Genomic DNA, 25,283 nt, shown 5'->3' on the forward strand with positions numbered 1-25,283 from the left:
TACTTTTCGGGGAACGCCTCAGTGTGACGAACTCAGCAGGCGTTCAGAATTCTTACCAAGCCTCACCGCCGGCAACAAGCTTCTTCCGCTTGGTAGCCACTTTAGTGAGTGCCACCCTGGACCTGCCCTGCGTCGGCCGAGACTTCGCTGTGTCGCGCAGGACAGGGATAGATGCCGCCTGGGCACCCGATACCAGCTTGAAGGCGCCCACCAGCTGCGCGAGCTTCACTGCCTGGTCCTGCATGCTCTCCGCCGCTGCCGCTGCCTGCTCTACCAGCGCTGCGTTCTGCTGTGTCATTTCGTCCATTTGACCCACCGCCTGGTTGACCTGCTCGATGCCGGCGCTCTGTTGCTGGCTGGCTGTGGCGATTCCGCTCATGATGTCGGTCACCAGTTCCACCGAGGTGACTATGTCACCCATGGCTTCTCCAGCCTGATCCACCAGCTTGCTGCCGGCGTCGACTTTCTCCACCGAGTCGCTGATCAGGGTCTTGATTTCCTTGGCGGCACCCGCCGAGCGCTGGGCCAGGTTTCTGACTTCGGCCGCCACCACGGCAAAGCCGCGCCCCTGCTCGCCGGCTCGCGCAGCTTCCACCGCAGCGTTCAGCGCCAGGATATTAGTCTGGAAGGCAATACCATCAATCACACCAATGATGTCGGCAATTTTGCGCGAACTGGCTTTGATGGAAGCCATGGTAGTAACGACCTGTTCCACCACGGCACCGCCTTGAACGGCAATGTCGGCTGTCGATACAACCAGCTGATTGGCATGCCTGGCATGCTCGGCATTCTGCTTGACAGTGCTGGTGAGTTCTTCCATCGAGCTGGCGGTCTCTTCCAGACTGGATGCCTGCGATTCGGTACGCCCGGACAGGTCGGCGTTGCCGGAGGCAATTTCACTGGCTCCCATGTTCACGTGATCGGTGGCTTCCTTGATCTGGCCGACCAGCAATTTGATATTGGTTTGCAGGACACGTAGCGATTGTATGACCCGGGTCAGCTCATCGTTACCGCTGGCCTCGATTTTTCCTGTCAGATCGCCCGCGCTCATGCGATCGATGTCCTGCTTGGCGCGATTGAGGGGCGCAACAACGCTGCGATATATCATGAAGCCGAATAGCGCAGCCAGCGCCGTCCCCAACACCGTCGCCGTCATCGACCAATCCACAAACTGTTGCTTGTCTCCCGCTGCCGCGAGCCTGGCGAAAATGCCATTCATCGCAAACAGCAACGCCAGCGAACCGTATGACAGCGCCAACTTCGCTTTGATGGAAAGGCGCTCCATCAGGTTGAAACGCTGGAACTGCGAATGCCTGATCGCATTGCCCTCGTGAATTTTAAGGCTCTTGTCCCCCGCCCTGATGGCACGATATGCACTCTCCGCCGCTTGAATCTGGTCTTTGCCCGGCTTGATGCGGATGGATGTGTAGCCAACAATCTTGTTGTTTTCAATCAGCGGCGCAGCATTGGCTTCGACCCAGTAATGATCGCCATTCTTGCAGCGGTTCTTCACCAGTCCGGTCCACGCCTTGCCGCTCTTGATCGTGCTCCATAAGTCCGCGAAAGCCTCTGCCGGCATGTCCGGGTGACGCACGATGTTTTGCGGCGCTCCCAACAAATCTTCTTCACTGAATCCGCTGATATTGACGAAATCCCGATTGACGTAGGTAATGTTGCCCTGCAAGTCGGTTTTCGACACTACCGTTTCAGCGTCCTTCAAGACGTATTCAATATTGGTTACCGGCATATTGGATCGCATTTTCTTGTCTCCACTTCCAAAGATCAATTATTGTTTTTGTATAAGCCTGCCTGCCGTTCACTAACGGGAATTGTTCGCGTCAGAACTCTTCCCACTCATCACTGCTGCTCCCGCCACCTGCTACCATTTTCTTCGGCTTGGCAGCTGCTCTGACCGGCGCGGCCTTGGGCTGGGGTTTAACCTGGTTGTGCAATACCGGGATATCCATCTGCTGGCTATGGGATGTCTGGCTTCCTGTACCCAGATTGAACACGCTCACCGCCTGCGCCAGTTTGGCCGCCTGGTCCTGCAGGCTCTCGGCTGCAGCCGCGGCTTGTTCCACTAACGCGGCGTTCTGCTGGGTGGCTTCGTCCATCTGGCCTACGGCCTGGTTGACTTGTTCGATGCCGGAGCTCTGTTCCTGGCTGGCCGCGGCGATCTCGCTCATGATGTCGGTGACGCGTTTGACCGAGTTGACGATTTCTTCCATGGTCTTGCCGGCTTCGTCTACCAGTTTGCCGCCTACGTCGACTTTGTCGACGGAGTCTTCGATCAATGATTTGATTTCTTTGGCGGCCCCGGCACTGCGTTGCGCCAGGTTGCGTACTTCGGCGGCCACCACGGCAAAGCCGCGTCCCTGTTCGCCGGCTCGCGCGGCTTCGACTGCTGCGTTCAGGGCCAGGATGTTGGTCTGGAAGGCGATGCCGTCGATGACGCTGATGATGTCGGCGATCTTGCGCGAGCTGTCTTTGATGGAGGTCATGGTGTCTACCACTTGCCCTACTACTTTGCCGCCCTTGACGGCAACATCTGAGGCAGAGACCACGAGCTGGTTGGCCTGGCGGGCGTTCTCGGCGTTCTGTTTGACGGTGCTGGTGAGTTCTTCCATGGAGCTGGCGGTCTCTTCCAGGGAGCTGGCCTGCGATTCGGTGCGCGCCGACAGGTCGGCGTTGCCGGAGGCGATCTGGCGTGAGGCAACGGCAATGGTCTCGGTGCCGGTGCGAACCTGGCCCACGATATGCGCCAGACTATCGTTCATGTCCTTCATGGCCTGCATCAACTGGCCGGTTTCGTCTTTGGAGTGAACTTCAATGGTCTGGGTTAAATCTCCTGCGGCAACACTTTTAGCAATTCGAACAGCTTCATTCAATGGCCCGGAAATGGCGCGAATAAGCCATGTACCGATGAAGGCGGCGAGCAGTACGCCGGCTAGAATAGCGATGATTGAAATATTGCGCACCCTCGCATACATGCTCTGGGTGCTTTCAAACTCGCGCTTGGCCTGATCCATCTGGTACTGAATTAGCGCATCAATATTCTTGCGTACTACCTTATAACTATCTTTCATAGGGCCCTGTACAAGCTCGCCGGCCTGCTGATAATCCGCTGCACGCAATGCCGCCATTGCCGGACGCAACCCCCCGCGTCCATATTTGATGCGGCTTGCGACAAAGCTGTCCGCGAGTTTTTTCTCTTCCGGACTTAGCTTGGTCTTGGTGTAGGCATGCCAGACCTGATCAATCTCCTTGATGACCTTTTCAGCCTCATCCATCTGTTTGCCGACTACCGCTGGGCCCTCTGCGAAGGCCCCCACCTGTCCGACAATAGATTCGGCAACCAGCAATTGATTTTTATTGATCAGCCTGACCACCTCATCCAGGTGCCCCACGGTAACCATCCGCTCCTCGTATACACTTTTCAATGCACTATTGGCAGAATTCAGGCTCACCAAACCCAGGATTCCAATCCCGGTAAGCAGCATGGAAAGAAAACCGATCACGAAAATCAGCCGCGATTTGATACTTAGGTTCCTTAACATTTCTCCATCCTCCATATTCTTATGCAGGATCGGAATTTGCCGGAATCGGCATTTTACGACCCTGGCAATACTTCTTGGGCTATGCCGCAGCCTCCTCGATCAGACCCATTTCTGCGCTGGACATGAGTTTGTCGATATCCACCAGAATCAGCATGCGTTCATCCAGCGTACCGAGGCCGATCAGGTAATCTGTGTCGAACGTCGTTCCCATCTCCGGGGCCGCTTTGATTTGCTCAGGAGAGAGGGTTGTGACGTCGGAAACACTATCGACCACCATCCCCATTACCCGACCGGCAATATTGAGGATGATCACCACGGTAAACTGGTCATAGACCGGCTCCCCAAGGTTGAATTTGATACGCATGTCGACGATCGGCACAATGATGCCGCGCAGATTCACTACACCTTTGATGAACTCCGGGGAATTGGCGATGCGCGTCACTGGCTCGTATCCACGAATCTCTTGAACCTTGAGAATGTCGATACCGTATTCTTCCTTGCCTAAAGTAAAGGCCAGAAATTCGTTTCCGGATACCTCGGAGTGCGCCTGGTGCAAGGCGGCATTGGTTTGCGTGTGTTCTGTTTGTGACATGATCTTTGTCCTTATCAGGAGAAAATTGGATTACCGTTAAGCTGACGACTTGAGCGCAATAGCGCGGCGACATCGAGAATCAGGGAAACACCGCCGTCACCCAGAATGGTGGCGCCTGAAATGCCCGCTACTTTGCGGAAATTCGACTCGAGATTTTTCACTACTACCTGCTGCTGTCCGACCAGCGCATCGACCAATAACGCAGCTTTCTTGCCATCGCTTTCCAGAATGACAACAATGCCTTGTGACGGATCGGTGTAGCGCGGTTCGATCGCAAAAATCTTGTGTAGCGGGATAAGCGGCAAATAATCTTCGCGGACCTTGACCACTTGCCCTTGACCGGCGATTTCCTTGACGTCCGCGGGGGTGGGCTGGAGCGATTCGATGACGTAACCCAGTGGCAGGATATACACTTCTTCACCAACCTTGACCGACATGCCGTCCAGAATTGCCAGCGTGAGCGGCAGCGAAATCGACATTGTGCTGCCGTAGCCTTTGGCTGAACGGATTTCCACAGTGCCGCCCATGGCCATGATGTTGCGCTTGACCACATCCATGCCCACACCACGCCCGGACACATCGGTCACCGCCTCAGCTGTGGAAAAACCCGGTGCGAAAATAAGCTGCCATACCTCTGCGTCCGGCATGGTGTCCGAAACCGGCAAACCTTGCTGCTTCGCCTTGGCAAGAATTCTGTCGCGATTCAGTCCGGCGCCATCGTCGCTGACTTCGATGACGATGTTGCCACCCTGATGCGCGGCGGAAAGTACCAGTTTTCCGGCTTCGTCCTTCCCTGCAGCACGGCGCGCATCAGGCATTTCGATGCCATGGTCAACGCTGTTGCGCACCAAATGCGTGAGCGGGTCAACGATGCGTTCGATCAAGCCCTTATCGAGTTCTGTCGCGGCGCCACGCGTAATGAATTCAACTTTTTTGCCCAGCTTGGCAGCCAGATCGCGCACCATGCGCGGGAAGCGCGAGAACACGTAATCCATCGGCATCATGCGGATCGACATCACCGCTTCCTGCAGGTCGCGCGTATTGCGCGTCAACTGACCGACGCTGTTCAACAGACGCTCATGAAGAATCGGGTCAAGAGAACCGGTGCGTTGCTCGATCATCGCTTGGGTAATGACCAGTTCACCGACCAGGTTGATGAGCTGGTCCACTTTTTCAATACCGACGCGAATCGACGACGATTCCTGAGTTGCGGGCTGCTTATCCGCGGCGCGCCTGCCAAATGGCTTGCCTTCAACGGATACTGCGGTTTCAGCTTCTGGGTGAGTCGATTGAGGCATTGCAGCAGCTTGCTCTGCTGCGGAGGTATCTTTTTTCTCGATTTCAGATTTCAGTGGCTCGAAGAACCCATAACCAGCCTCTGATTCCTGCATTGCACGCGGCGCGATATCAGCTTCCGGCTGAGTCACTGCCGAAGCTGTCTCCTCGGTAATTTTAAGGTCGTCCGGATCCAGAACGAATGAACAAATGGCGATAATATCGTCCAGTTTTTCATTGGTCGCCAGCGTAAAAACGCTACGCTTATTGTCGAGCACGGACTGGCTGATTTCACCCAGCAAACCCAGCTCTGCGGCCAATGCATCGACATCTCGCTGCGGCACTTCCGGTAATTCAATGCGGAAACTGCGGCCTGCACTCGCAGTTTGAGTGGGTGTGGACGCTGTTCCGGTTGCGCCTTTTTCCGGTTGGCCTGCAGGTTGCACCGCACTTCCTGCATGCGCGGCAGAATCCTGCGACAGCGCGTGCAGCCGCTGGCATACACTGCTCACCGCATCCTGATCGACGCTCGACCCCTGCCGGTGGCCATCCATTTGCATTTTCAGGATGTCCTTGGCAGCCAGGAACGCATCCACATGCTCTGCCGTCAGCGCCATCTCGCCTTTGCGGATTCTGTCGAGCAAGGACTCCAGCATGTGCGTCACTTCGGTAATATCAGTGAATCCGAAAGTGGCTGCCCCACCCTTGATCGAGTGTGCTGCGCGAAAGATCGCATTAAGATCTTCGCTATCCGGTGCTGATACATCAACAGCCAGTAGCAGTTTCTCCTTTTCGGCGAGCAACTCCTCTGCCTCATCAAAGAACACTTGGTAAAACTGGCTCATATCAACAGTCATTTCTGGTCTCCGTCATTTGCTTGCAGCATGATTTCTTATGGTTTCATCAACCGATTACTTTTTTCACAACCTCGGTCAGCCGTTGCGGATCGAACGGCTTGACCAGCCATCCATTGGCGCCCGCGGCTTTGCCCTGAGCTTTCATATCGTCGCCGGATTCGGTGGTCAGCATCAGAATCGGCACGCGCTGGTAGCTCGTCATGCCGCGCAATGCCTTGATCAGGCTCAGGCCATCCATGCGTGGCATGTTCTGATCCGTCAGCACCAGATCAACGGTCTGTTTCTTTGCCTTGTCCAGGCCATCCTGCCCATCCACAGCTTCGATCACCTGGTATCCCGCTGCTTTCAGACTAAATGCCACCATCTGGCGCAACGAACCCGAGTCATCTACTGCTAGTATTGTTTTGGCCATCATTACTCCTGCTATTTTCGTATCCGGGTTGACTACCCGTTCGTATTGCTTCCCGCTATTTTCTAGAAAAGCTCAATGTCTCCGCTTTCCATATGCCTTTGGTTAACTGCTTTGCGCAAAGCCCCCTCAAGTGCAACACTTCGCTCAGCCAGCATCTGGTTAAGGCTATTCAACAAAGTGACGATGTCTTCGTGATCACTTTCAGGCAACACATTGGAACTGCCTGTGTCGAGCGCGCCGAACACGTCGCGCAGCCCCGACAGATGCGTCACCATCCTGCCAATCAACTGGCTGGTCATATCCTGAAATTGCAAGCCGGTCACGGCAGCATTCACATGCTGGCCTATCTCACCCTGGATGGCTTCCAGCCTGGCGACACATTCAGGTGCGGGGGTTCCGCCGGACAGCATCAGGTTTACCGTCTCCTGCTGGATACTGAGCGCTCCATGAATCGCCATGAAGCTCGAACCCAGCTTTTTAATTGCTTCACTCAGCAGAATATTCATCTGCACCAGGTCTGTTTCCACTTCGACCAGATGCCGGTCGCCATGGTCCGACACCCCGGAGAGCAGACTCTTGACCTGTGAGCCCATTACTTGATTAGGAACCATGTCTAAACTCATAGATAATTAAATAACGACAAGCCGGCGATTTTCACAAAGGACTGCTGCGCGGCCTGTAGCGTAGTTTGCTGTTGGGTAAGCTGACTGATCGCCTTGGCGTAATCAACATCCTGAAGTTGTGACAAGGTCTGGCTGTACTGGATGTCCCGGCTTGAACCTGCGCTATTCAAGGAATCCAGCTCTCTGAGGCGCGACCCGACAGAAGCTCGTGTTGTCAGCACATTGTTGAGCGATTGGTCGATATTGCCGTTGGCAGTCGACAGGCCGGCCGTTAGTGCAGCACTCCCTGCCGGCGTGGTGACCGGGGTTTGCAGTAAAGTAATCAAGTCGGTCAGCGTCTTGAACACATCCTGATTATTCCCCTGGAATATGGCCTGTCCGGAATCGCTCACCGCCATCTGCCGTGAGGAATCCACTTGTATTTGCCGTTGCCCCTGATCGCCATTGTATTGAGCACCCGTCGCGGTTTTGACGAACGGCTGAGTGCCGGTCTGATAGCCGGAGAACAGGTAATTGCCAATGCCATCCGTGGTATTGGCCAATGCCAGCAATTGATCCAGGTCGCTACTCAATTGCGTCGCCAGATTGCTGCGATCCGAGTTCGACAAGGTGCCATTTCCCGCGTAGACGGTCTGTGTTTTGACATCCTGCAGAACCGAAGTAACACTCGCCAGGGTGCTGTCCACAGCAGTGAGCGAACTGACCGCACTCTGGCGGTTGGTCGCGTATTGTGCATTGACTGATTGCGACTGGGTAACGTCCAGCGCACGGGCGGCGGCAACCGGATCATCCGCGGGCGTCAGTATGCGGCGCCCGGTAGACAACTGTTGTTGCGTCTTCACCAGATTGGTTTGCAGGTCGCTGATTTTGGCTGCGCCCTGCTGAAAGATCATGCTGGTACTGATACGCATGTTTATCCCCTTAATTACCCAGCGTGAGCAGAGTGTTGAACAGCTGGCTGGCAATCTGCATGACCTTACCGGCTGCCTGATAGGCCTGCTGATAGCGCAGCAGATTGGTCGCCTCTTCGTCCAGATTGACGCCTGATTCGGACTGCTGCGCCTGCACCAGGCCAGTCAACAAATTACCCGATGCGGTGCTCGACACATTGAGTTCGTTGGTTTTATTACCTACGCTACTGACCAGTTGCGAATAGGCGCCCTGATAAGTCGTGGTGCCGCCGGCCAGGGTATTGCTGGTTTGCAAGGCGCCGAGCAGCAGCGCATTGCGGCTGTCGCCAACACCGCCGGTATTGGCTGTAACAGCAAAACTGTCGCCGCTGGCCGGAGCACCGGCGATCTGCACGGTCCAGCCGTTGTAGCTGATGTTTGCGCCGGGGGTATAGGTCACGCCGGTAGGATTTCCGGTGCCCGTGCCGCTCACGTCAAACGTCGTCGGCGAGGTGAAAGTAATCGTCACCGGCTGCTGCAAATTGGCGTCGGGGGGCGGCGGTGTGTTCACGCTGGGTGCGCTGATCGTTCCCGAGCCCGAATAAGGTGAAACAGCGAAGCTGTCGCCACTGGCCGGAGCACCGGCGATCTGGACGGTCCAGCCGTTGTAGCTGATGTTTGCGCCGGGGGTATAGGTCACGCCCGTAGGATTTCCGGTGCCCGTTCCGCTCACGGAAAACGTCGTTGGAGAAGTAAAGGTAATCGTGACCGGCTGTTGTAAATTGGCGTCGACGGGTGGTGGATTGACACTCGCTGTCCCAATACTCCCTGTGCCTGTATTGGCCGTGGTGGCCGAAGAACGTATCGGTGGCGAGGTGGCCGAAGAACGTATCGGCGCCGCCGCAGCAATCAGTGCCGGATCGCTAATGGCTACATTGATCGCCTTGGCGCCATCTACGGTAGGACGGATCAGAAAGCTGTCTCCCGCTGCCGGCGTACCGGTAATATTCAGGCTCACGCCATCGATGGTTTGCGGAAAAGCGCTGAACGTGGTGACGGCGCCATCCGTAACCCGCGTAAGCTTGTAATTGGTGCCGTCGTAATTCAGCCGGTAATCGCTGGTGGTCAAAGCACTCGCACTGCTGATCGTGGCCGTAAGCGCTCCGGTTCCGGTATTGGTGGTACTGGCACTCACCCGGGGTGACGCTACGGTAAAGAAATCGCCGCCCAGATTGCCATTGATATCCTGGCCAAGACGATGCTGGGCGTTGAAATCGCTGGCCAGACCGATTGCAACCCGCCCCAGTGCATTCTGTGCAGGATCCAGCGACTGACTGCGGAAAGCGAGCAATCCGCCCAAATTGCCGCCGCTCAGGCTGTTTTCCCCCATGATCACGCTGGTACCATTGGTCGCGTAAGCGACCTCGATACGGCTTGGATCAGTCGGCGAAATAGTCGTGCTCAACGCATAGGCCTGCTTGCCGATCACCAGCGGCTGGCCATTGCCGATAAAGACGTTATATTTCCCGTCATCCTGCTTGACGACTGTGGTCTGAATTTCCTTGCTCAAATCGGCCATCAACTGGTCTCGCTGATCAAGCAGATCATTCGCTGGCTGGCCGTTGCTCGCCCCTTGCGCCAGCGTGATTGCATCATTCAGTTGCGCGATTTTCTGCGCATAGGTATTGATGACGCCGACGCTCGATGTGATCTGGCTATTCACGCCCTGGTTCATCTGGGTCAGCTGATCGTTCAAGCTCTGAAAACGCGACGCCAGCGACTGACCCGAGGACAACGCGGCCTGACGCGAGGGGACCGACGCCGGATTGGCGGCCAGATCCTGCACACCCTTGAAAAAATCCTGCAACGCGGGCGACAGCCCCGCAGAAGGGTTGGCCAGCATATTGTCGACTTGCTGAAGCTGCGTCGCGTAGGTGCTCTGGCTGCTGTTTGTAGACTGCGCAGCGCGTACCTGGGACGCCTGGAAATCGTTGTAGATACGTTTGATCGTTTCAACCTGGGTGCCCTGCCCCAGAAAACCATAGCCAAAATTCTGTTCGAGCGCCGAACCCTGTATCACCACCTGGCGGCTGTAACCCGGTGTGGCAGCGTTGGCGATGTTGTTCCCGGTCGTGCTGATCCCCGCCTGGGCTGCGGCGAGAGCGCTTTGTCCGATGCTGAGAATATTGGAGGCCATGGTGTCTTTAAATCTACTTGTATAAGGAGGTTGTCGGCACGCCGTCAAAAAACTTTAACGGGGCTAGTGAAGTTTCTCAGGCAGACAGCGATTGCGTGATGATGCGCGTCAACTTATCGGCATAATGCGGGTCAGTGGCATAACCGGCACGCTGCAGACCCTGGGCAAAGCCGGCCACATCCTGGGCATTGGCCAGAACCTGTTGATAGCGCGGGTTGCTGCGCAACATGTGGGCGTAGTCGCGGAAGGAGTCTGCGTAGCTGTCATAGGCGCGGAATTTCTGTACCACTTTCTGTGCCACGCCGTGCACATATTCAGTGGTGACATGCTCCACCACCTTGCCTTGCCAGCCACCGGTTGCCTTAATGCCAAACAGATTGTGGCTGGGCGTGCCATCCGCCGCGATGATTTCACGCCGTCCCCAGCCACTTTCCAGTGCGGCCTGGCCGAGCATGAATTTGGCCGGAATGCCGGTGGTACGGCTGGCCTCTTCCGCATGTCCCTCAAGGCGCGCCTGAAACGCCTGCACGTGCGCTGACTGGTTCGAACTGGTTTTGGCTGGTGCAGTAGCGGGTGCCGCATTGAAAGCAGGGGCAGGGTTCACGCCGGATGGCGGACCGGATAAAGACGGCATGGCTGGTCCAGATGGTTTCTCTCCCGGCAGGGCAGTCACCGTATTGGAGAGCTGGCGTATCAATACGTCAGCCAGCCCCACGCCACGCGAGGCGAGATTCTGGCTTAACTGCTGGTCCAGCATCGAGGTATACATCCGGCTCTGCGCATTGTCGAACGTCCCGTCCTGCGGACTGGCCTCGCGCATGCTCTTGAGCATCATGTTCATGAACAAGGCTTCAAACTGCTTGGCGACGGTCTTCAATCCCTCCGGCGTATTCTGCTTGGCCGACTGGCGCAACGCATCCACACTCTGGGTATCGGTAACCAGATTTGCGGACAGTTCGGTCGGGTTGATCATGGTCAGCGCCGGTCAGATAATTTCGAGCTCGGCGCGCAGTGAGCCCGCTGCTTTCATTGCCTGCAAAATGGCCAACAAATCCTGCGGTGTCGCACCAATGGCATTCAGCGCCCTCACCACTTCGGCCAGGGAAGCGCCGCTTTGCAGCATCATTACCTGGCCAGGCTCTTTCTTGATCTCGACCTGGGAACGCTGGGTTACTACTGTCTGACCCCGTGAAAACGGCGCGGGCTGGCTGATGACCGGCTGGGTGTCGATCATTACGGAGAGGTTGCCGTGCGAAACCGCGCAGCTGTCCAGTGTGACCGCCTGATTCATCACTACGGAACCGGTGCGGGCGTTAAGAATCACCTTGGCGGCTGTCTGCGCCGGCGTCACATTGAGGCTTTCCAATGCCCCCAGAAAGGCAACCCGTTCATCGCTATTGAGCGGCGCCTGCACCTGGATTACACGCCCGTCCAGTGCAGCTGCCGTGTTATTGCCAAAATGCTTGTTGACCGCTTCGACCACACGACTGGCAGTGGAAAAGTCGGTGTCATTGAGTTCCAGCCGCACCACATTGCCCTGGCTCAGCGAACTGGGTACCGCGCGTTCTACGGTTGCACCAGCGGATATGCGTCCCACGCTGAGATGATTGACCTGTACCTTGCTGCCACCTGCGGAAGCGCCTACGCCGCCCACCAGCAAGTTGCCCTGGGCCATCGCATAGATCTGGTTATCGGCGCCTTTCAGCGGCGTCATCAGCAGTGTTCCGCCGCGCAGACTCTTGGCGTTGCCCATCGAGGATACGGTGATGTCGAGCGTCTGCCCGGGCTGGGCGAAGGCCGGCAGCGAGGCCGTCACCATAACCGCCGCCACGTTCTTGAGCTGCAAAGTTGTACCGGGCGGCAGATTGACGCCCATTTGCTGCAACATACTGGCCACGCTTTGTACGGTGAATGGTGTCTGGGTGGTCTGATCGCCGCTGCCGTCCAGGCCAACCACCAGACCATAGCCGATCAACTGGTTCTGCCTTACACCCTGGATGCTGGCCAGATCCTTGAGACGTTCGGCATGCGCCACGCCGGAGATCAGCGCGGTAATAAGCAATGCAAACAGCATCACTAAAGCCCTGCCCGATTTTTCCAAACGCATATTTCCGGCTCTCATAATGGCAACACGCTCAAGAAGAATCGCGTCAGGGAAGTCATGACCTGTGCCGCATCGATACGGCTATTGGAACGATACTCAACCCGCGCATCGGCGACCTGGGTGGACGACACCACATTGCCCGTCGCAATGGTGTCCGGGCTCACCACCCCGGAAAAACGAATGTATTCGACACCCGTATCCAGCGACACCTGCTTTTCGCCACTGACCATCAGGTTGCCATTGGGAAGCACCTCGGTAACGGTGACTGTCAACGTGCCAGTGAAAATGTTGCTGGAATTTTCTGCGCCCTTCGTATCATATTTGTTCGCTGATTGCGCGGAGACCGAGGTTCCCTGCAGCATTTTAAGGGGCAAGCCCAGTATGGTCGGGATGCTGGCCGCCACGCTGCCGCTCTTGCTGCCGGAACTGCCGGTCTGCTTACCGGCATTGGTTTTCTCGTTGATGGCGATGGTGAGCACGTCGCCCACCAGGCGCGCACGCCGGTCTTCAAACAGCGGACGATACGACGTGGCCTGGAAAATCCCGCCGTTGGCCGGCGCAACCGGTGCGGCCTGTGGCGGTTTGGCATGGGTGGGCTTCTGCACGATCGTATCGGGCACCACGGCACAGCCGCCGAGCAGCACAATCGATAAAATCATCACGGCAACGGCGCGATTATTCATTTCTGCTCCATTTACGCGGGTAAAGGAAACATTCAAAGCTGGGTCAGCTTCTGCAACATCTGATCGGAGGTCGTGATGGCCTTGCTGTTGATCTCGTAAGCACGCTGGGTCTGGATCATATTGACCAGTTCCTCGGCCACGTTCACGTTCGAGGTTTCCACGTAGCCCTGATTCAGCAGGCCGGCACCATTGCTGCCCGGAGTGTTGGTATTGGCAGTGCCCGATGCGGCGGTTTCGACATACAGATTCTCGCCTTTGGCTTCCAGCCCGGCCGGATTGATAAATGTAGCCAGTTGCAGCGAACCGACTTGCACCGGCGCCACGCTGCCAGGCTGGGTCACCGATACCGTGCCATCGCGGCCGATGGTAATGCTCTGCGCATTGGCCGGAATGGTGATGGCAGGCTGGATCACATATCCGCTGGAAGTCACCAGCTGACCCTGGCTATCACTCTGGAATGAGCCGTCGCGGGTATAAGCCGTTGTGCCGTCCGGAAGCAGCACCTGGAAAAAGCCGGAACCCTGGATCGCAACATCCTTATCGTTGCCGGTCTGCTGCAGATTGCCCTGAGTGAAAATACGCTCGGTAGCGACCGGGCGAACACCGGTGCCCAACTGCAGGCCGGACGGCAACTGGGTTTGTTGCGACGACTGCGCGCCGGGTTGGCGCATGGTCTGGTACAGCAGATCTTCAAATACCGCCCGCGAGCGCTTGAAACCGCTGGTGCTGACGTTGGCCAGGTTGTTGGCGATTACATCCATTTGTGTCTGCTGTGCATCCAGACCGGTCTTGGCTATCCAAAGCGAACGGATCATTTTTTTCTCCAGAAAATCATTTCATCACCGATGCACAAGAACCAACTGCCCATCGGCATACAATTGCCATTTTGCGCCGTTCAGCACTAGCTCAAACTGAGAAGCTGACTCGCTTTATTGGCGTTATTCTCGGCGTTCTGCAACAACTTCATTTGCATTTCAAACTGGCGGCCCAGGCTGATCATGTTAACCATGGCTTCCACCACATTGACGTTACTGCCCTCCAGAGCGCCACCAATCAGTGTCACATTCGGATCGGATTCGGCAGGGCTGCCGTCCTTGGTACGGAAGTTACCGTCGTCGCCGCGCACCAAGGACGCATCGGGCGGATTAACCAGCTTGATGCGCCCCAATACGTTCACCGCTGAAGGCGAACCTGTTTTCGGGATTGCCGACACCGTGCCGTCTTTGGCAATGGCGATCGTGACATCTGGCGGAATGCTGATAGGACCGCCATCGCCCATTACATTGAGCCCGCTCTGGGTCTGCAAAACCCCATTTTCACTGAGCTTCAGACTGCCATTGCGCGTGTAGGCTTCGGCGCCGTTTTCCGATTCCACAGCGATCCAGCCTTTGCCCTGCACCGCCACGTCGAGCTCGCGCCCGGTTTGCTGGATGGCGCCGGGAGTAAAATCGCTGCCCACCGTTGAATCCACCACAAAGGCGCGTGTCGGCAAGCCTTCGCTGCTGATTACCGGCACAGCCCGGAACGAATCCAGCTGGGCGCGAAAGCCAGTCGTGGTGGCATTGGCCAGATTGTGCGTCGTCGTGGCCTGCTGTTCCAGGATGTGTTTCGCGCCGGTCATAGCGGTATAGATCAGGCGGTCCATGTGGGTCTCCGAGTGGCTTGGCTAAGCGGATTAACGCAGATTCACCAGCGTTTGCAGAACCTGATCCTGCGTCTTGATGGTCTGCGCATTCGCCTGGTAGTTGCGCTGTGCAGTAATCATGTTCACCAGCTCTGCGGTGAGATCGACGTTCGATTCTTCCACCGCAGATGACTGCAATACACCCAGGCTGCCTGAGCTGGGCGTACCCACCAGTGCCGGGCCGGAGGCTGCAGTATCCGTCCAGAGATTATTGCCGAGTGATTGCAAACCGTTGGGATTGGTGAAATTCGCCAGCACCACCTGTCCCAGCGTGGCGGATTGTCCATTGGTATAGCGTCCGACAATGGTGCCGTCCGCACTGATGCTGAAGCCAGCCAGCCGGCCCGAGGTATAGCCATCCTGTTTCAGCGCATTGACGCTGAAGGCTGATCCATACTGCGACGTTCCCGTGTAATCGACACTAACTGTAAATGGAGAAGTTGCACCTGTACCTACAGTCAGCGGCACGGCGAAGGGTGGGGCGGGGACGAGCGAACCATCGGTGGCGAATGCCAGCGAACCCACTTTGACCGGTGCAGCGGGCGGTACATAACCGATAGGCACACCGTCATTGGCGGCGTACACATCCCAGTTATTAGCTGAGGTCTTCACGTAGAAAGTCTGCAGGGTGTGCGAGTTACCCAGGCTGTCGTATACGGAAACGGCCGTTGAACTGTTGTAGGTCGTGGGGTCCGCCATATTGAATGGTGTGGTGACTGGCACGGTACTGCCCGAATCCAGGTTCAATACAGCTTTCACTTTTGTTGTAGTTTGAGGTGTGAGATCCGAGGTATTGATATTTAAATCCGCAGGCGCTCCCGTTGACAGCACTCCGCTGGCATTTGCTGTATATCCGGTCAGGCGTGCGCCAGTTGCGTTGATGATATAACCGGATTTATCAAGCTGAAACTGGCCATTACGCGCGTAGGTAACAGTGCCGTTATTGCTCATGCGAAAAAAACCGCCGCCGTTGATCGCCACATCCAGCGGATTATTGGAAGCTGAGATATTGCCCTGGGTGAACTGCTGGGCAACCACGGCCACCTTGGTACCGATACCGATCTGGGAAGCCCCTGCGCCGGTCAGCGAATTGGCGTAAACGTCGGCAAATTGCGCCTGTGATTCCTTGAAACCGACCGTGTTGGCATTGGATACGTTGTTGCCGATTACATCCAGACTCTTTGACGCCGCATTCAAGCCGCTTAAACCTTGTTGAAAACCCATCTCGCTCTCCTAAATATGTACTTGTTGCTGGTTCAAAGAATCTGCCGGATATCAGCCAGATTGACCGGGCCGAGACCGGGCACATTCAGCACCACGCCTTGACCACTGTTTGCCACGCTTGCTACCTGGCCGAACGCCAGGCCGTTTGCACTCACATTCTGGCCACCTTGAGTGGCGCTGACTGTAAAGCTGTACTGTCCGTTGGCGGCCGCCGCACCACTATCGGTCGTACCATCCCATTGCAAGGCCAGCATGCCAGCCGGCTGGGAACCCAGATCCATGCTGTGTATCGCTCTCCCGCTGGCATCCTTGATGGTGACTTTTACGTCGTCTGCCGAGGTGGCGAGATCGATGCCGAACGGCGCCTGGCCATTGTTCAAGTTCAGGCTGGATCCTGCTACCAATACCCCATGGCCGATCATCCCCGCTGCCTGCAAGGTCTGGCTGGACTGGTAGCTGCCCATCAGGGACTGCAGCGTCGTATTCATTTTCTCGATACCGGTGACCGTAGACAGCTGCGCGAGCTGGCTGGTCACCTGCGCGTTATCGAGCGGGTTGAGCGGATCCTGATTTTTCATCTGGGTAACCAGCAGCTTCATGAAGGTATCCTGGGCGGCAGCAGCGGTACTCTGCGTTGCTGCCGCTGCCGGATTCATGGAAGCCAGCAAACTGGGAGAAACGGTGGTGTTTTGCACGGTGCTCATTTAATTCTCCTGGGCTACTGGCCGATGGTGAGGGTTTTCAGCAGCATGGTTTTGGCTGCATTCATGGTTTCCACGTTGGTCTGATAAGAGCGCGACGCGGAAATCATGTTGACCATTTCTTCCACAACGTTGACGTTGGGCATGGCGACGTAGCCTTTTTCGTCGGCCACCGGATTTTTCGGGTCGTAAACCATGCGGGGCGGTGAAGTGTCCTCGACCACCCCCAGCACCTTCACCCCGCTCGCCTGCGAACCTGCAACCGGCACCGCACTGAATACGACCTGCTTGGCGCGATAGGGCTGTCCGGTGGAACTGGTGGTGCTGTCGGCGTTGGCGAGATTGCTCGCTGTGGTATTAAGACGCTGTGCCTGCGCGCTCATGGCGGAACCGGCAACATTGAAAACATCGAAGAGCGACATGATGATTACCCTTGTATTGCAGCCAGCAGACTCTTGATCTGCCCGCTGATCATGGTGAGACTCGCCTCATAGCGAATTGCGTTGTCGGCGAACTGATTGCGTTCGGTATCCATATCCACGGTGTTGCCATCGACGCTGCCCTGCTGGACGCTGCGATAAAGCACCGGTGTACCGCTGGAGCCCGTTGTGCCGGGAGCATTCAGGTGCACGGCGGAAGTCTTGGCAAGCTCGGATGGCGCCTGCCCGGCAGGCGTCAGCGCATTCTGCAGGGCGCTGCTGAAGTCGATATCGCGCGCCTTGTAATTTGGCGTATCCGCATTGGCAATATTGGATGCCAGCAATTGCTGGCGCTGCGCACGCAGGCTGAGCGCGGTTTCCTGAAAACGCAGGTATTCGTCTAGTTTCCCGATCATGGCAATCCCCGAAAATATGGTGCTAGAGAAAACGTGTAGTCATAGAGCTATTACAGTTTCACAGCTCCGATCTTACGGCTGCACGGGCAAACGCAATTGCTTGATAAGCACCCATATCCGCAAGCTATTCCTTGCTTTGACTAAACGCTCACCCTATAAGATAGGCGGGTAATCAATCCGTTGGCCAATTACCCATGAAAACCCTGCTCGCCACGCTGCTGTTCATGTTCACGCAAATTGCCGTCGCGCAAACCGGCGGCTTGCGCCAGGATCCGGCGGCCGTTCGCCAGATTGCGGAACAGTTTTTGCATGCACAAACACGCGGGCTTCCCGGTCAAGTCAGCATCAGTGTCAACAAGCTCGATCCGCGCCTGGATCTGGCAGCCTGCGCTGCACCCCAGGCGTTTATGCCCAGCGGCAGCCGGGTATGGGGGAAAACCACGGTAGGCATCCGTTGCACGGTACCTACGCCCTGGACGGTTTACATTCAGGCCAAAGTCAGCGTGGTGGCCGACTATATTGTTACTGCCGCGCCGCTGGCCCAGGGTCAGATCATCAGCGCGTCCGATCTCGCCACCATGCAGGGCGACCTGACCACCCTGCCCACCGGCATCATTACCGATGCCGCACAAGCCATTGGCCGCACCGTCACCCTGTCCCTGCAAGCGGGAAGCGCATTGCGCCAGGACAGTTTGCGCAGCCAGCCTGCCGTACAACAAGGGCAAACGGTACGCCTGGTCTCCGTGGGGCCGGGATTTCAGGTTTCGTCGGAAGGACAGGCGCTGACCAGTGCCGGTGAAGGTCAATGGGTGCAAGCCCGGACCCAGGGTGGACAAATGATCAGGGGGATAGCGAAAGCGGGTGGCGTGGTCGAGGTAAGCTATTAACGAAATTCCGCCAATATCTTGTGATATCTTCTGATTGGGCATTAAAGTTTGCAACAGCCTCGCCGATATAATGAGCACTGGCTCTGGCTTAGTTGGGCCCAAATCAGATTGAGATAACACAATGAAAATCAATGACTCGAAAAAGTCACCCAGCTTACCGCTTGGACAAACCCAGGCAAACACCGGTAAAAAGGTAGACAAAGCTGAGGCTGCTCCCACCAGCGCTGCCGGGACGATCAAGTCCTCTCCCATGTCTGCGCAGTTGCAGGCTTTGCAGGGCTCCATGGCCGCGGGCGAAGTTTTCGATGCAGGCAAAGTGGACGCCATCAAGACGGCCATTGCCGAGGGAAAGTTCAAGGTCGATGCCGAGAAAGTTGCGGACGGACTCCTGGCAGCCGTGAAAAATCTGCTGCAGGGACACCGGCACTAAATCTGAATCTCAAGGATATCCGCCTGATGCAAACACTCAACGAAGAACGCGACGCAATGCAGCATCTGCTCGGATTTATCCGGCAGGAACAGGCATTATTGCTCGAAGCCAACATTGACGGGATGCATGCAATCACCGTTGAAAAAGCCGGCGCCGTGGCCCGCATGACGGAATTGGTCAATGCTCGCCTGCAAGCGCTGGCGGCAGCCGGTTATCCGCAGAACGACGCAGGCATGCAGGCATGGCTGTCCAGCCAAACAACGGGTGAGGCCGCAGCAACCTGGGCGGAACTGCTGGCGCTGACGCACACCGCGAAAGAGGCCAATCGTATCAATGGCCTGCTGATCAATACTCATTTAACGCGTAATCAAGTAGCCCTGAACGTACTGCATGGCGCGGATCAGCGCACTGGTTTCTATGGGCCGGATGGACAATCGAAGGTTTCAATAGCGGCACGCAATCTGGTCATCGGCTAGGCGGGACTCAACCAGCCTGGCGCCGGCAAGCGGTTTCAAAATTCGAGCTTTGCGATCCCGCAAGATGTAACAACAAGGTGCCTGGCATGTCAGGTCACGAATATATCGGCTACCTGCCCCCCATTCATGCGCGCTGACTCTATTTCCACATCCTTATCCGCGAGCCCTGCCGCAAAGCGCATTTCGCTTTTACAAAAATTCAGTGATGATGCAAACCTGCCGGCTTTGGGCAGCGCGGTAGCCCGGGTTGTGCAACTCGCTTCATCCAACGACGAAGCCTTGCAGGAACTCACCAATTTCGTCTTGTCCGATGTCGCGCTGACGCAAAAAATTCTGCGTCTCTCCAATACGGTGTCTTACCGTACCGCCTCAGGCCGGCAGATCAGCACCATCTCGAGCGCAATTTTTTTACTTGGCTTCGACATGGTGAAGACCTGTGCATTAGCCATGCTGCTGGTAGATCGCCTGCCCGACAACAACCACGCCCAGAGTGTACGTTTCGAACTGGCGCAAGCCTTGCGTGCCAGTGTGATTGGGCGCCAACTGGCGCGCCGCAGCCACTTTCCCGATTCCGAAGAAGCCGCGATTACCGCGCTGTTCAAGAACCTGGGTCAACTCCTGGTCGCTTCGCATGATCATGACGTATACAACGAAATTAATGTGCTGACCCATGCCGCCAACCTCACCCCGGCCCGGGCATCGATACAGGTCCTGGGTTGCAGTTATGACCAACTCGCCGTTACCGTGCTACAGGACTGGAAAATTTCGGATACGCTCATTCATGCCCTCACCCCGCTATCCAGCCGTGCCCTGAAAGCACCGGTAAATCGGCAGGAATGGATGGCCCAGGTGGCTTCGTTCAGCGCAGAGGCCGCCGGATTGATGCCGCATGTGAACGATGCAAAACAGCTCACCGATAACCAGGCACTGGTGACGCGCTTCGGCGCCGCGCTCAATCTCGACAAGGCGCAAATCGACCAGCTATTTGTCACAGCGAGCGAAGAAGCCCATATTCTGCTGGACAGCATGGGTTTACTCTCCGTGCCCGACAAACAGGCTGAATTGCCGAGCGATACGGGCTCCAGCGCAGAAAACCTGTTAGACGATTTCCTGCTCGCCTCACCCGAGCCCGACAGCCCGCCAACCATAAGCTGCCACCCCAGCGGCAAACCCATCAACGCTCATGCGTTGTTACTGGCAGGCGTACAGGACGTGACTCAGATGATGGGTTCCGGTCATGGCAGACTAAACGAGCTGATCATGCAGGTGCTGGAAACCCTGTACCAGGGCATGGGCTTCCGATTCGCTACGCTATGCATGAAAGACCTGAAAACCGAACAGTATCGGGCACGTGTTGCAATAGGTGAGAGCCATGCCGTACGCCAGGCCGGTTTCCGATTCTCCACCACCATCACCAACGATATATTTCACCTGGCGATAAAAAATAACGCCGACCTGATGATCGCCGACGCCACCGCCGCCAAAATTCACCCGCTCATCCCCAGCTGGCACCGCCAATTACTGCCTGATACGCAAAGCTTCATTGTCCTGCCTCTGGTGATACAGGAAAAAGTGCTGGGCTTACTCTATGCAGACCGATCCTTACTCGCGCCCGAAGGCGTCTCGGCAGAGGAAACCTCGCTGATTAAAACCCTGAAAGGCTTGTTGTTGGCAGCGCTCAATTCTCGTTGAGACAGGCGCGAAAACCATTACGCTGCCGAGTCAGCGCCAGAAAGCGCCGACCCGGCTGTGCTATTGCCACATCCACTCGGTGCGTTTACTGCAATCAGTGCTCATGCACTCCGCCCCGCTTGATATTCAATACAGGCTGCTCCGCACCGGTTGGGGCGGCCGATTTGGCGTCGTGCTTGACGGGGGCAGTGGGTGCAGCAGGCATTTCACCGGTCCATTCGTAGGCCTGCGTGCCCGCCGGCTGCCTGTACCAGCCGGGGTCTTTGTAGTCATTGCGCGCCAGTCCTTCACGCACTTTGACGACTGTGAACATGCCACCCATCTCGATCGGGCCAAATTGCCCCTGGCCGGTCATCATGGGCAGGGTGTTATCCGGGATGGGCATCTCCATACCGCCCATCGAAGCACCTTTGTCTCCCATCACCATGTAATCCGGCACCAGTTGGGTGATCTTTTCGGCGATGCCTTTCTGATCGACGCCGATCATGGTCGGCACGCTGTGCCCCATTGCATTCATGGTGTGATGCGATTTATGGCAGTGGAATGCCCAGTCGCCCGGCGCATCGGCGATAAACTCGATGGCGCGCATCTGGCCGACGGCGATATCGGTGGTCACCTCCGGCCAGCGCGCCGATTTTGGCACCCAGCCGCCGTCGGTTCCGGTGACTTCGAAGGTATGGCCGTGCAGATGCAAGGGATGGTTGGTCATGGTCAGATTGCCGGCGCGGATGCGCACCCGGTCACCTTTTCTGACCACCAGCGGGTCGATTCCCGGGAATGCCCGGCTGTTCCAGGTCCACAGATTGAAATCGAGCATGGTATTGATCTTGGGCGTGTAGCTGCCCGGCTCGACATCGTAGGCGTTGAGCAGGAAAACGAAATCCCGGTCGACCGGCATGAAGCCGGGGTTTTTCGGATGGGTGACCCAGAACCCCATCATCCCCATCGCCATCTGCGCCATTTCATCGGCGTGCGGGTGATACATGAATGTGCCGGGGTGGCGTGCAACAAATTCATAGACGAAGGTTTTGCCGGGCTGGATTGCGGGTTGCGTCAGCCCGCTTACGCCGTCCATGCCGTTGGGCAAAATCTGCCCATGCCAGTGAACACTGGTGTGTTCGGGCAGCTTGTTGGTCACGAAAATGCGCACCTTGTCGCCTTCCACCACTTCGATGGTGGGGCCGGGACTCTGGCCGTTATAACCCCACAGATTGGCTTTCATGCCGGGTGCGATCTCGCGTACCACCGGTTCGGCCACCAGGTGAAATTCCTTCCAGCCGTTTTTCATGCGCCATGGCAGGCTCCAGCCGTTCAGCGTGACGACCGGGTTATAGGGACGACCATTAGGCGGCGCCAGCGGAGGCATGGTGCCAGGGTTCGTTTGGGTAACGGCTTCGGGCAGCGCAGCGGCTTGCGCCCGGCTTACCATCGCGGCGCCCATCAGCACTGCACCGGATGCGGATAAAAAATCTCGACGACTGGTCATGGTCACTCCTTGTTCGATAGATTGGCGGGTAGATTACCGCCCAGCGCAGCGGTCAGATCTGTCTGGGCAACCCAGTAGTCTTTGAGCGCATTGATGTAGCCATTCACGCTCAGCACCTGTTCGCGCGCGTCCGCCAGCAGCTCGAACACGCTGATGAGCATGCCGTTGTAGCGCAGCATGTTCTCGTCCGAGATCTGCTTTCTAAGCGGCACGATGTTGTCGCGGTAATGCCGGGCAAGGTCGTAGGCGCTGCGATAGCCGAGGTAGCTCTCGCGCACTTCGCTGCGGGCGTTGACGGCGGTTTCGGCAAGGTGATTGGCCGACTGCATGTAGATCGCTTCAGCCTTGGCCACGCGCGCACTGCCCCAGTCGAACAGCGGAATCTCCAGGCTGAGTTCATAGCCCGTGGCGCGCGGCAACCCGCTGTCGGTATTGCGCAGGTAGCCCAGATCCAGCACGTTGATGAAGCGGGTCGTGCGGGTGAGCCCCAGCGATGACGCGAGACTTGCCGTCTGCTGTCTGGCCGCCTGAATATCGAGGCGATTATTGATGGCGTACGCTTCGGCATCCTGCACTTGCAGCGGTTTGGCGGGCAGGTCGGGCAGGCGTTCGGGCAACAGGAACTGCGTCTCGCTACCCCACAAGCCCATCAGGCGCGTCAGTTTTTCGCGCGCCCTCACCGCTTCCTGTTCGGTCCGCGCCAGCGCTGCCGTGGCATCGGCATAAAATACCTGCTCGCGGTCCTGCTCCAGCTTGCTCCAGTTGCCCACCCTGGCCATGCGGCCACCCAGTTCCGCGCCCGCCTCCGCCGCCGCATTGACCTGCCGGGCGTACATCACACTTTGCTGGGCGCCCACGGCCTCGAAATAGGCTTTGCGCGTGTCGGCAGCCAGGCGCAGCACCTGATTGGCCACTTGCAGCTTGACCGCCTCGAAGCGCTGCCGCTCCAGACGGCTTGCCTGGGGCAGCATGATCAGATTGACCAGGCTCATCGTAAAGGTGCGCTCTATCATCGTATCCGCGCCCTGCGTGATGTGCTTGAAATCGAACCTGGGGTTTTGCAAACGCCCGGCCTGCACCAGATCCGCTTCGGCGATACCCAGCTCGGCATAGCCGGCCTGCAACCCCCGATTGTTCAACAGTGCAATTTGCACTGCATCCTCGGCATTCAGCGGTTTTGCCAGCAGGTTTTTGATGGAGGCTTCGACAGCCTTCGCGTCATCGCTGTTGCGTACCGGCTTGACCGTTTGGCCCAGCCGCGCCTCGCTAAGCTGCGCCACCGAATCAAACCCGCCATCTTTGGAGAACGTCGCGCAACCGCCCAGCAGCAGCGTGAGCGCAACGCCTGACACTGTTCTGCGCATCAAGCTGCTCATGGTTTGCCTCCTTGCTGCGGTTTGCCGGCAGCGCCGGACATATCCATGCCGCTCATCCCGCCGTCGTTGCCGACGGCCTCGTTGGCGGAACGCCAGTTTTTGTCCGGCGACACGGTGTCTTCTATGATGACACGGTAGTCATCCAGCGGCGATTGATACAGTGGCGCCGGCACCGCTGCCTGCGCATTGGCAGGATCCGGCAGCGCGCTGGCACTGGGTCCGCCCTGCGCCAGCGCGACCAGCGGCGCTGCCGACCACAGCGCCGCGCATACAAATGCTTTAAATGTGTTCATGATCATCCTCGTTCGTGTAAGCGGAATTCTGCCACCGCAATCAAAGCCGTGGCGAAACCATACCGGGTGCGGGCAGACGCCCTGATGGACGCATGCGCCGACTCGTGACTAAACGAAAGAGGATTGGGGAGGACGTTCCGGGGTTGCCGAAACGAAACTGCGGAATACCTGGGAGCGGAAAGGAATAGCCTCGCTGCCATAAACCGGCATGGAAGAAACTGCCATGAACGGCGGAGCAATCGCCACACTCAAACAACCGTCCAGGCAAGCACTGCATTTGCCCGCTGCATCGTGATGGCTGTCGGTTGATACGCAACAGTCAGCATATTCCATAGTCGAGGCAGCATACTGCAGAGGCATCTCATGCTTGGCATGATCGCCCGACATCATCGCCGCTGCTGCGAACCCCTGAACGGGTACGCAGAGCAACAACAGCCAGACGAGGATGGGTTTAAACAGGCTTTTCACGAAAAAACATTTCGTACATGGAATCACCAGTTAAAGCCGATGGCATCTGGCAGTAATATTAACGCGCCTTGGCTACTTTGGCTTTGGAGTTGGCCACGGCATCAGCCATGGATTTACCGACCTTGAACTTGACTACTTTCTTGGCCGGGATAGTGATGGTTTTACCAGTCGCCGGGTTACGGCCTTCGCGACCTGCACGTTCCGTCACGGCAAAAGTTCCGAAACCAACCAGTTGCACGGAATCCATTTTGGTCAGGGCTTCCTGGACAGTAGCCATCAGTGCATCCAGCATGGCTGCGGTTTGGGCCTTGGTGCTGTCGGTTTTGGTGGCAACGGCTTCGATCAGTTCTGCTTTGTTCATAGGATAGCTCCTGTGGGTTGTGGGAAAAGAGGGGACATTCTTACAGGTATTGCCTCCATACGGCAATGTTTTTCAGCGCTTCCGGGAGGAAACTACTAAAGCTCAACTTTACAATATCTTCTCAATATTTGGATTTTAGCGTTGTCCCCTATACCATTGCGGCTGTTTCGCGCCCCCTGC

Annotated in this window: 26 protein-coding genes; 4 read left to right on the top strand and 22 right to left on the bottom strand. The window is 56.9% G+C overall.

Annotated elements, in window-relative coordinates; all coding sequences use genetic code 11:
- Nucleotides 1-52 precede the first annotated feature (52 nt).
- The 17 genes from ACFDAU_RS10080 to flgB all read right to left on the bottom strand — a co-directional run bounded on the left by ACFDAU_RS10080 (nt 53) and on the right by flgB (nt 17,634).
- On the bottom strand, nt 53-1,759 hold the full coding sequence (locus ACFDAU_RS10080) for a methyl-accepting chemotaxis protein (RefSeq protein WP_413436799.1): 1,707 nt from the start codon (nt 1,757-1,759) through the stop codon (nt 53-55).
- Nucleotides 1,760-1,838: 79 nt separating this feature from the next.
- The gene (locus ACFDAU_RS10085; protein WP_413436800.1) at nt 1,839-3,557 is read right to left on the bottom strand and encodes a methyl-accepting chemotaxis protein; all 1,719 of its coding nucleotides are present in this window, start codon (nt 3,555-3,557) and stop codon (nt 1,839-1,841) included.
- A gap of 79 nt (nt 3,558-3,636) precedes the next feature.
- A complete protein-coding gene (locus ACFDAU_RS10090) occupies nt 3,637-4,149 on the bottom strand; it encodes a chemotaxis protein CheW (protein WP_413436801.1) in 513 nt (170 codons plus the stop codon).
- A 14-nt stretch (nt 4,150-4,163) separates the two neighbouring features.
- Nucleotides 4,164-6,281: a chemotaxis protein CheA gene (cheA, locus tag ACFDAU_RS10095; protein ID WP_413436802.1), complete on the bottom strand. Its 2,118-nt coding sequence runs from the start codon at nt 6,279-6,281 to the stop codon at nt 4,164-4,166.
- Nucleotides 6,282-6,327: 46 nt separating this feature from the next.
- On the bottom strand, nt 6,328-6,693 hold the full coding sequence (locus ACFDAU_RS10100; protein WP_124703553.1) for a response regulator: 366 nt from the start codon (nt 6,691-6,693) through the stop codon (nt 6,328-6,330).
- A 62-nt stretch (nt 6,694-6,755) separates the two neighbouring features.
- A complete protein-coding gene (locus ACFDAU_RS10105) occupies nt 6,756-7,304 on the bottom strand; it encodes a chemotaxis protein (RefSeq protein WP_413436803.1) in 549 nt (182 codons plus the stop codon).
- 8 nt (nt 7,305-7,312) lie between these two features.
- On the bottom strand, nt 7,313-8,227 hold the full coding sequence (gene flgL, locus ACFDAU_RS10110) for a flagellar hook-associated protein FlgL (protein ID WP_413436804.1): 915 nt from the start codon (nt 8,225-8,227) through the stop codon (nt 7,313-7,315).
- Nucleotides 8,228-8,237: 10 nt separating this feature from the next.
- Nucleotides 8,238-10,403: a flagellar hook-associated protein FlgK gene (gene flgK / locus ACFDAU_RS10115; RefSeq protein ID WP_413436805.1), complete on the bottom strand. Its 2,166-nt coding sequence runs from the start codon at nt 10,401-10,403 to the stop codon at nt 8,238-8,240.
- Nucleotides 10,404-10,479: 76 nt separating this feature from the next.
- Entirely contained in the window at nt 10,480-11,376 is an 897-nt protein-coding gene (gene flgJ, locus ACFDAU_RS10120; RefSeq protein WP_413436806.1) for a flagellar assembly peptidoglycan hydrolase FlgJ, read from the bottom strand.
- Between the two features lie 12 nt (nt 11,377-11,388).
- The gene (locus ACFDAU_RS10125; protein WP_413439537.1) at nt 11,389-12,477 is read right to left on the bottom strand and encodes a flagellar basal body P-ring protein FlgI; all 1,089 of its coding nucleotides are present in this window, start codon (nt 12,475-12,477) and stop codon (nt 11,389-11,391) included.
- A 44-nt stretch (nt 12,478-12,521) separates the two neighbouring features.
- Nucleotides 12,522-13,190, bottom strand: coding sequence for a flagellar basal body L-ring protein FlgH (locus ACFDAU_RS10130; protein ID WP_413436807.1), 669 nt, complete (start codon nt 13,188-13,190; stop codon nt 12,522-12,524).
- 32 nt (nt 13,191-13,222) lie between these two features.
- Nucleotides 13,223-14,005 (bottom strand): flagellar basal-body rod protein FlgG, encoded by a 783-nt coding sequence (gene flgG / locus ACFDAU_RS10135; RefSeq protein WP_413436808.1) that lies wholly within the window; start codon nt 14,003-14,005, stop codon nt 13,223-13,225.
- 86 nt (nt 14,006-14,091) lie between these two features.
- Complete coding sequence (gene flgF / locus ACFDAU_RS10140) at nt 14,092-14,835, bottom strand: flagellar basal-body rod protein FlgF (RefSeq protein WP_413436809.1); 744 nt, start codon at nt 14,833-14,835, stop codon at nt 14,092-14,094.
- 30 nt (nt 14,836-14,865) lie between these two features.
- Nucleotides 14,866-16,098 (bottom strand): flagellar hook protein FlgE, encoded by a 1,233-nt coding sequence (gene flgE, locus ACFDAU_RS10145; protein WP_413436810.1) that lies wholly within the window; start codon nt 16,096-16,098, stop codon nt 14,866-14,868.
- A gap of 32 nt (nt 16,099-16,130) precedes the next feature.
- Nucleotides 16,131-16,802 (bottom strand): flagellar hook assembly protein FlgD, encoded by a 672-nt coding sequence (flgD, locus tag ACFDAU_RS10150; protein WP_413436811.1) that lies wholly within the window; start codon nt 16,800-16,802, stop codon nt 16,131-16,133.
- A gap of 14 nt (nt 16,803-16,816) precedes the next feature.
- Complete coding sequence (gene flgC, locus ACFDAU_RS10155; RefSeq protein ID WP_305240573.1) at nt 16,817-17,221, bottom strand: flagellar basal body rod protein FlgC; 405 nt, start codon at nt 17,219-17,221, stop codon at nt 16,817-16,819.
- Between the two features lie 5 nt (nt 17,222-17,226).
- Nucleotides 17,227-17,634 carry a flagellar basal body rod protein FlgB gene (gene flgB / locus ACFDAU_RS10160; RefSeq protein WP_413436812.1) on the bottom strand — a complete coding sequence of 136 codons (408 nt, stop codon included), beginning with the start codon at nt 17,632-17,634 and terminating at the stop codon, nt 17,227-17,229.
- A gap of 194 nt (nt 17,635-17,828) precedes the next feature.
- On the opposite strand from flgB, the gene flgA reads away from it, so the two are divergent.
- From flgA to ACFDAU_RS10180, 4 genes are all read left to right on the top strand, one after another.
- Nucleotides 17,829-18,521, top strand: coding sequence for a flagellar basal body P-ring formation chaperone FlgA (gene flgA, locus ACFDAU_RS10165; protein WP_413436813.1), 693 nt, complete (start codon nt 17,829-17,831; stop codon nt 18,519-18,521).
- Nucleotides 18,522-18,642: 121 nt separating this feature from the next.
- A complete protein-coding gene (flgM, locus tag ACFDAU_RS10170; protein WP_413436814.1) occupies nt 18,643-18,951 on the top strand; it encodes a flagellar biosynthesis anti-sigma factor FlgM in 309 nt (102 codons plus the stop codon).
- A 26-nt stretch (nt 18,952-18,977) separates the two neighbouring features.
- Nucleotides 18,978-19,427: a flagella synthesis protein FlgN gene (locus ACFDAU_RS10175; protein WP_413436815.1), complete on the top strand. Its 450-nt coding sequence runs from the start codon at nt 18,978-18,980 to the stop codon at nt 19,425-19,427.
- Nucleotides 19,428-19,553: 126 nt separating this feature from the next.
- Nucleotides 19,554-21,119, top strand: a complete 1,566-nt coding sequence (locus tag ACFDAU_RS10180; protein WP_413436816.1) for an HDOD domain-containing protein — start codon at nt 19,554-19,556, stop codon at nt 21,117-21,119.
- Between the two features lie 94 nt (nt 21,120-21,213).
- On the opposite strand, the gene ACFDAU_RS10185 is transcribed toward ACFDAU_RS10180, so the two are convergent.
- The 5 genes from ACFDAU_RS10185 to ACFDAU_RS10205 form a co-directional block, all read right to left on the bottom strand.
- The gene (locus tag ACFDAU_RS10185; RefSeq protein ID WP_413436817.1) at nt 21,214-22,605 is read right to left on the bottom strand and encodes a multicopper oxidase family protein; all 1,392 of its coding nucleotides are present in this window, start codon (nt 22,603-22,605) and stop codon (nt 21,214-21,216) included.
- Between the two features lie 2 nt (nt 22,606-22,607).
- The gene (locus ACFDAU_RS10190) at nt 22,608-23,981 is read right to left on the bottom strand and encodes a TolC family protein (protein ID WP_413436818.1); all 1,374 of its coding nucleotides are present in this window, start codon (nt 23,979-23,981) and stop codon (nt 22,608-22,610) included.
- Nucleotides 23,978-24,274, bottom strand: a complete 297-nt coding sequence (locus ACFDAU_RS10195; RefSeq protein WP_413436819.1) for a hypothetical protein — start codon at nt 24,272-24,274, stop codon at nt 23,978-23,980. The genes ACFDAU_RS10190 and ACFDAU_RS10195 overlap by 4 nt, the downstream gene beginning before the upstream one ends.
- 108 nt (nt 24,275-24,382) lie before the next feature.
- Entirely contained in the window at nt 24,383-24,742 is a 360-nt protein-coding gene (locus ACFDAU_RS10200; RefSeq protein WP_413436820.1) for a hypothetical protein, read from the bottom strand.
- 58 nt (nt 24,743-24,800) lie between these two features.
- Nucleotides 24,801-25,169 (bottom strand): HU family DNA-binding protein, encoded by a 369-nt coding sequence (locus ACFDAU_RS10205; protein WP_413436821.1) that lies wholly within the window; start codon nt 25,167-25,169, stop codon nt 24,801-24,803.
- Nucleotides 25,170-25,283: the final 114 nt, after the last annotated feature.

This window comes from Sulfuriferula sp. GW1, from assembly GCF_047300855.1.
In the GTDB taxonomy this organism is placed as follows: domain Bacteria; phylum Pseudomonadota; class Gammaproteobacteria; order Burkholderiales; family Sulfuriferulaceae; genus Sulfuriferula.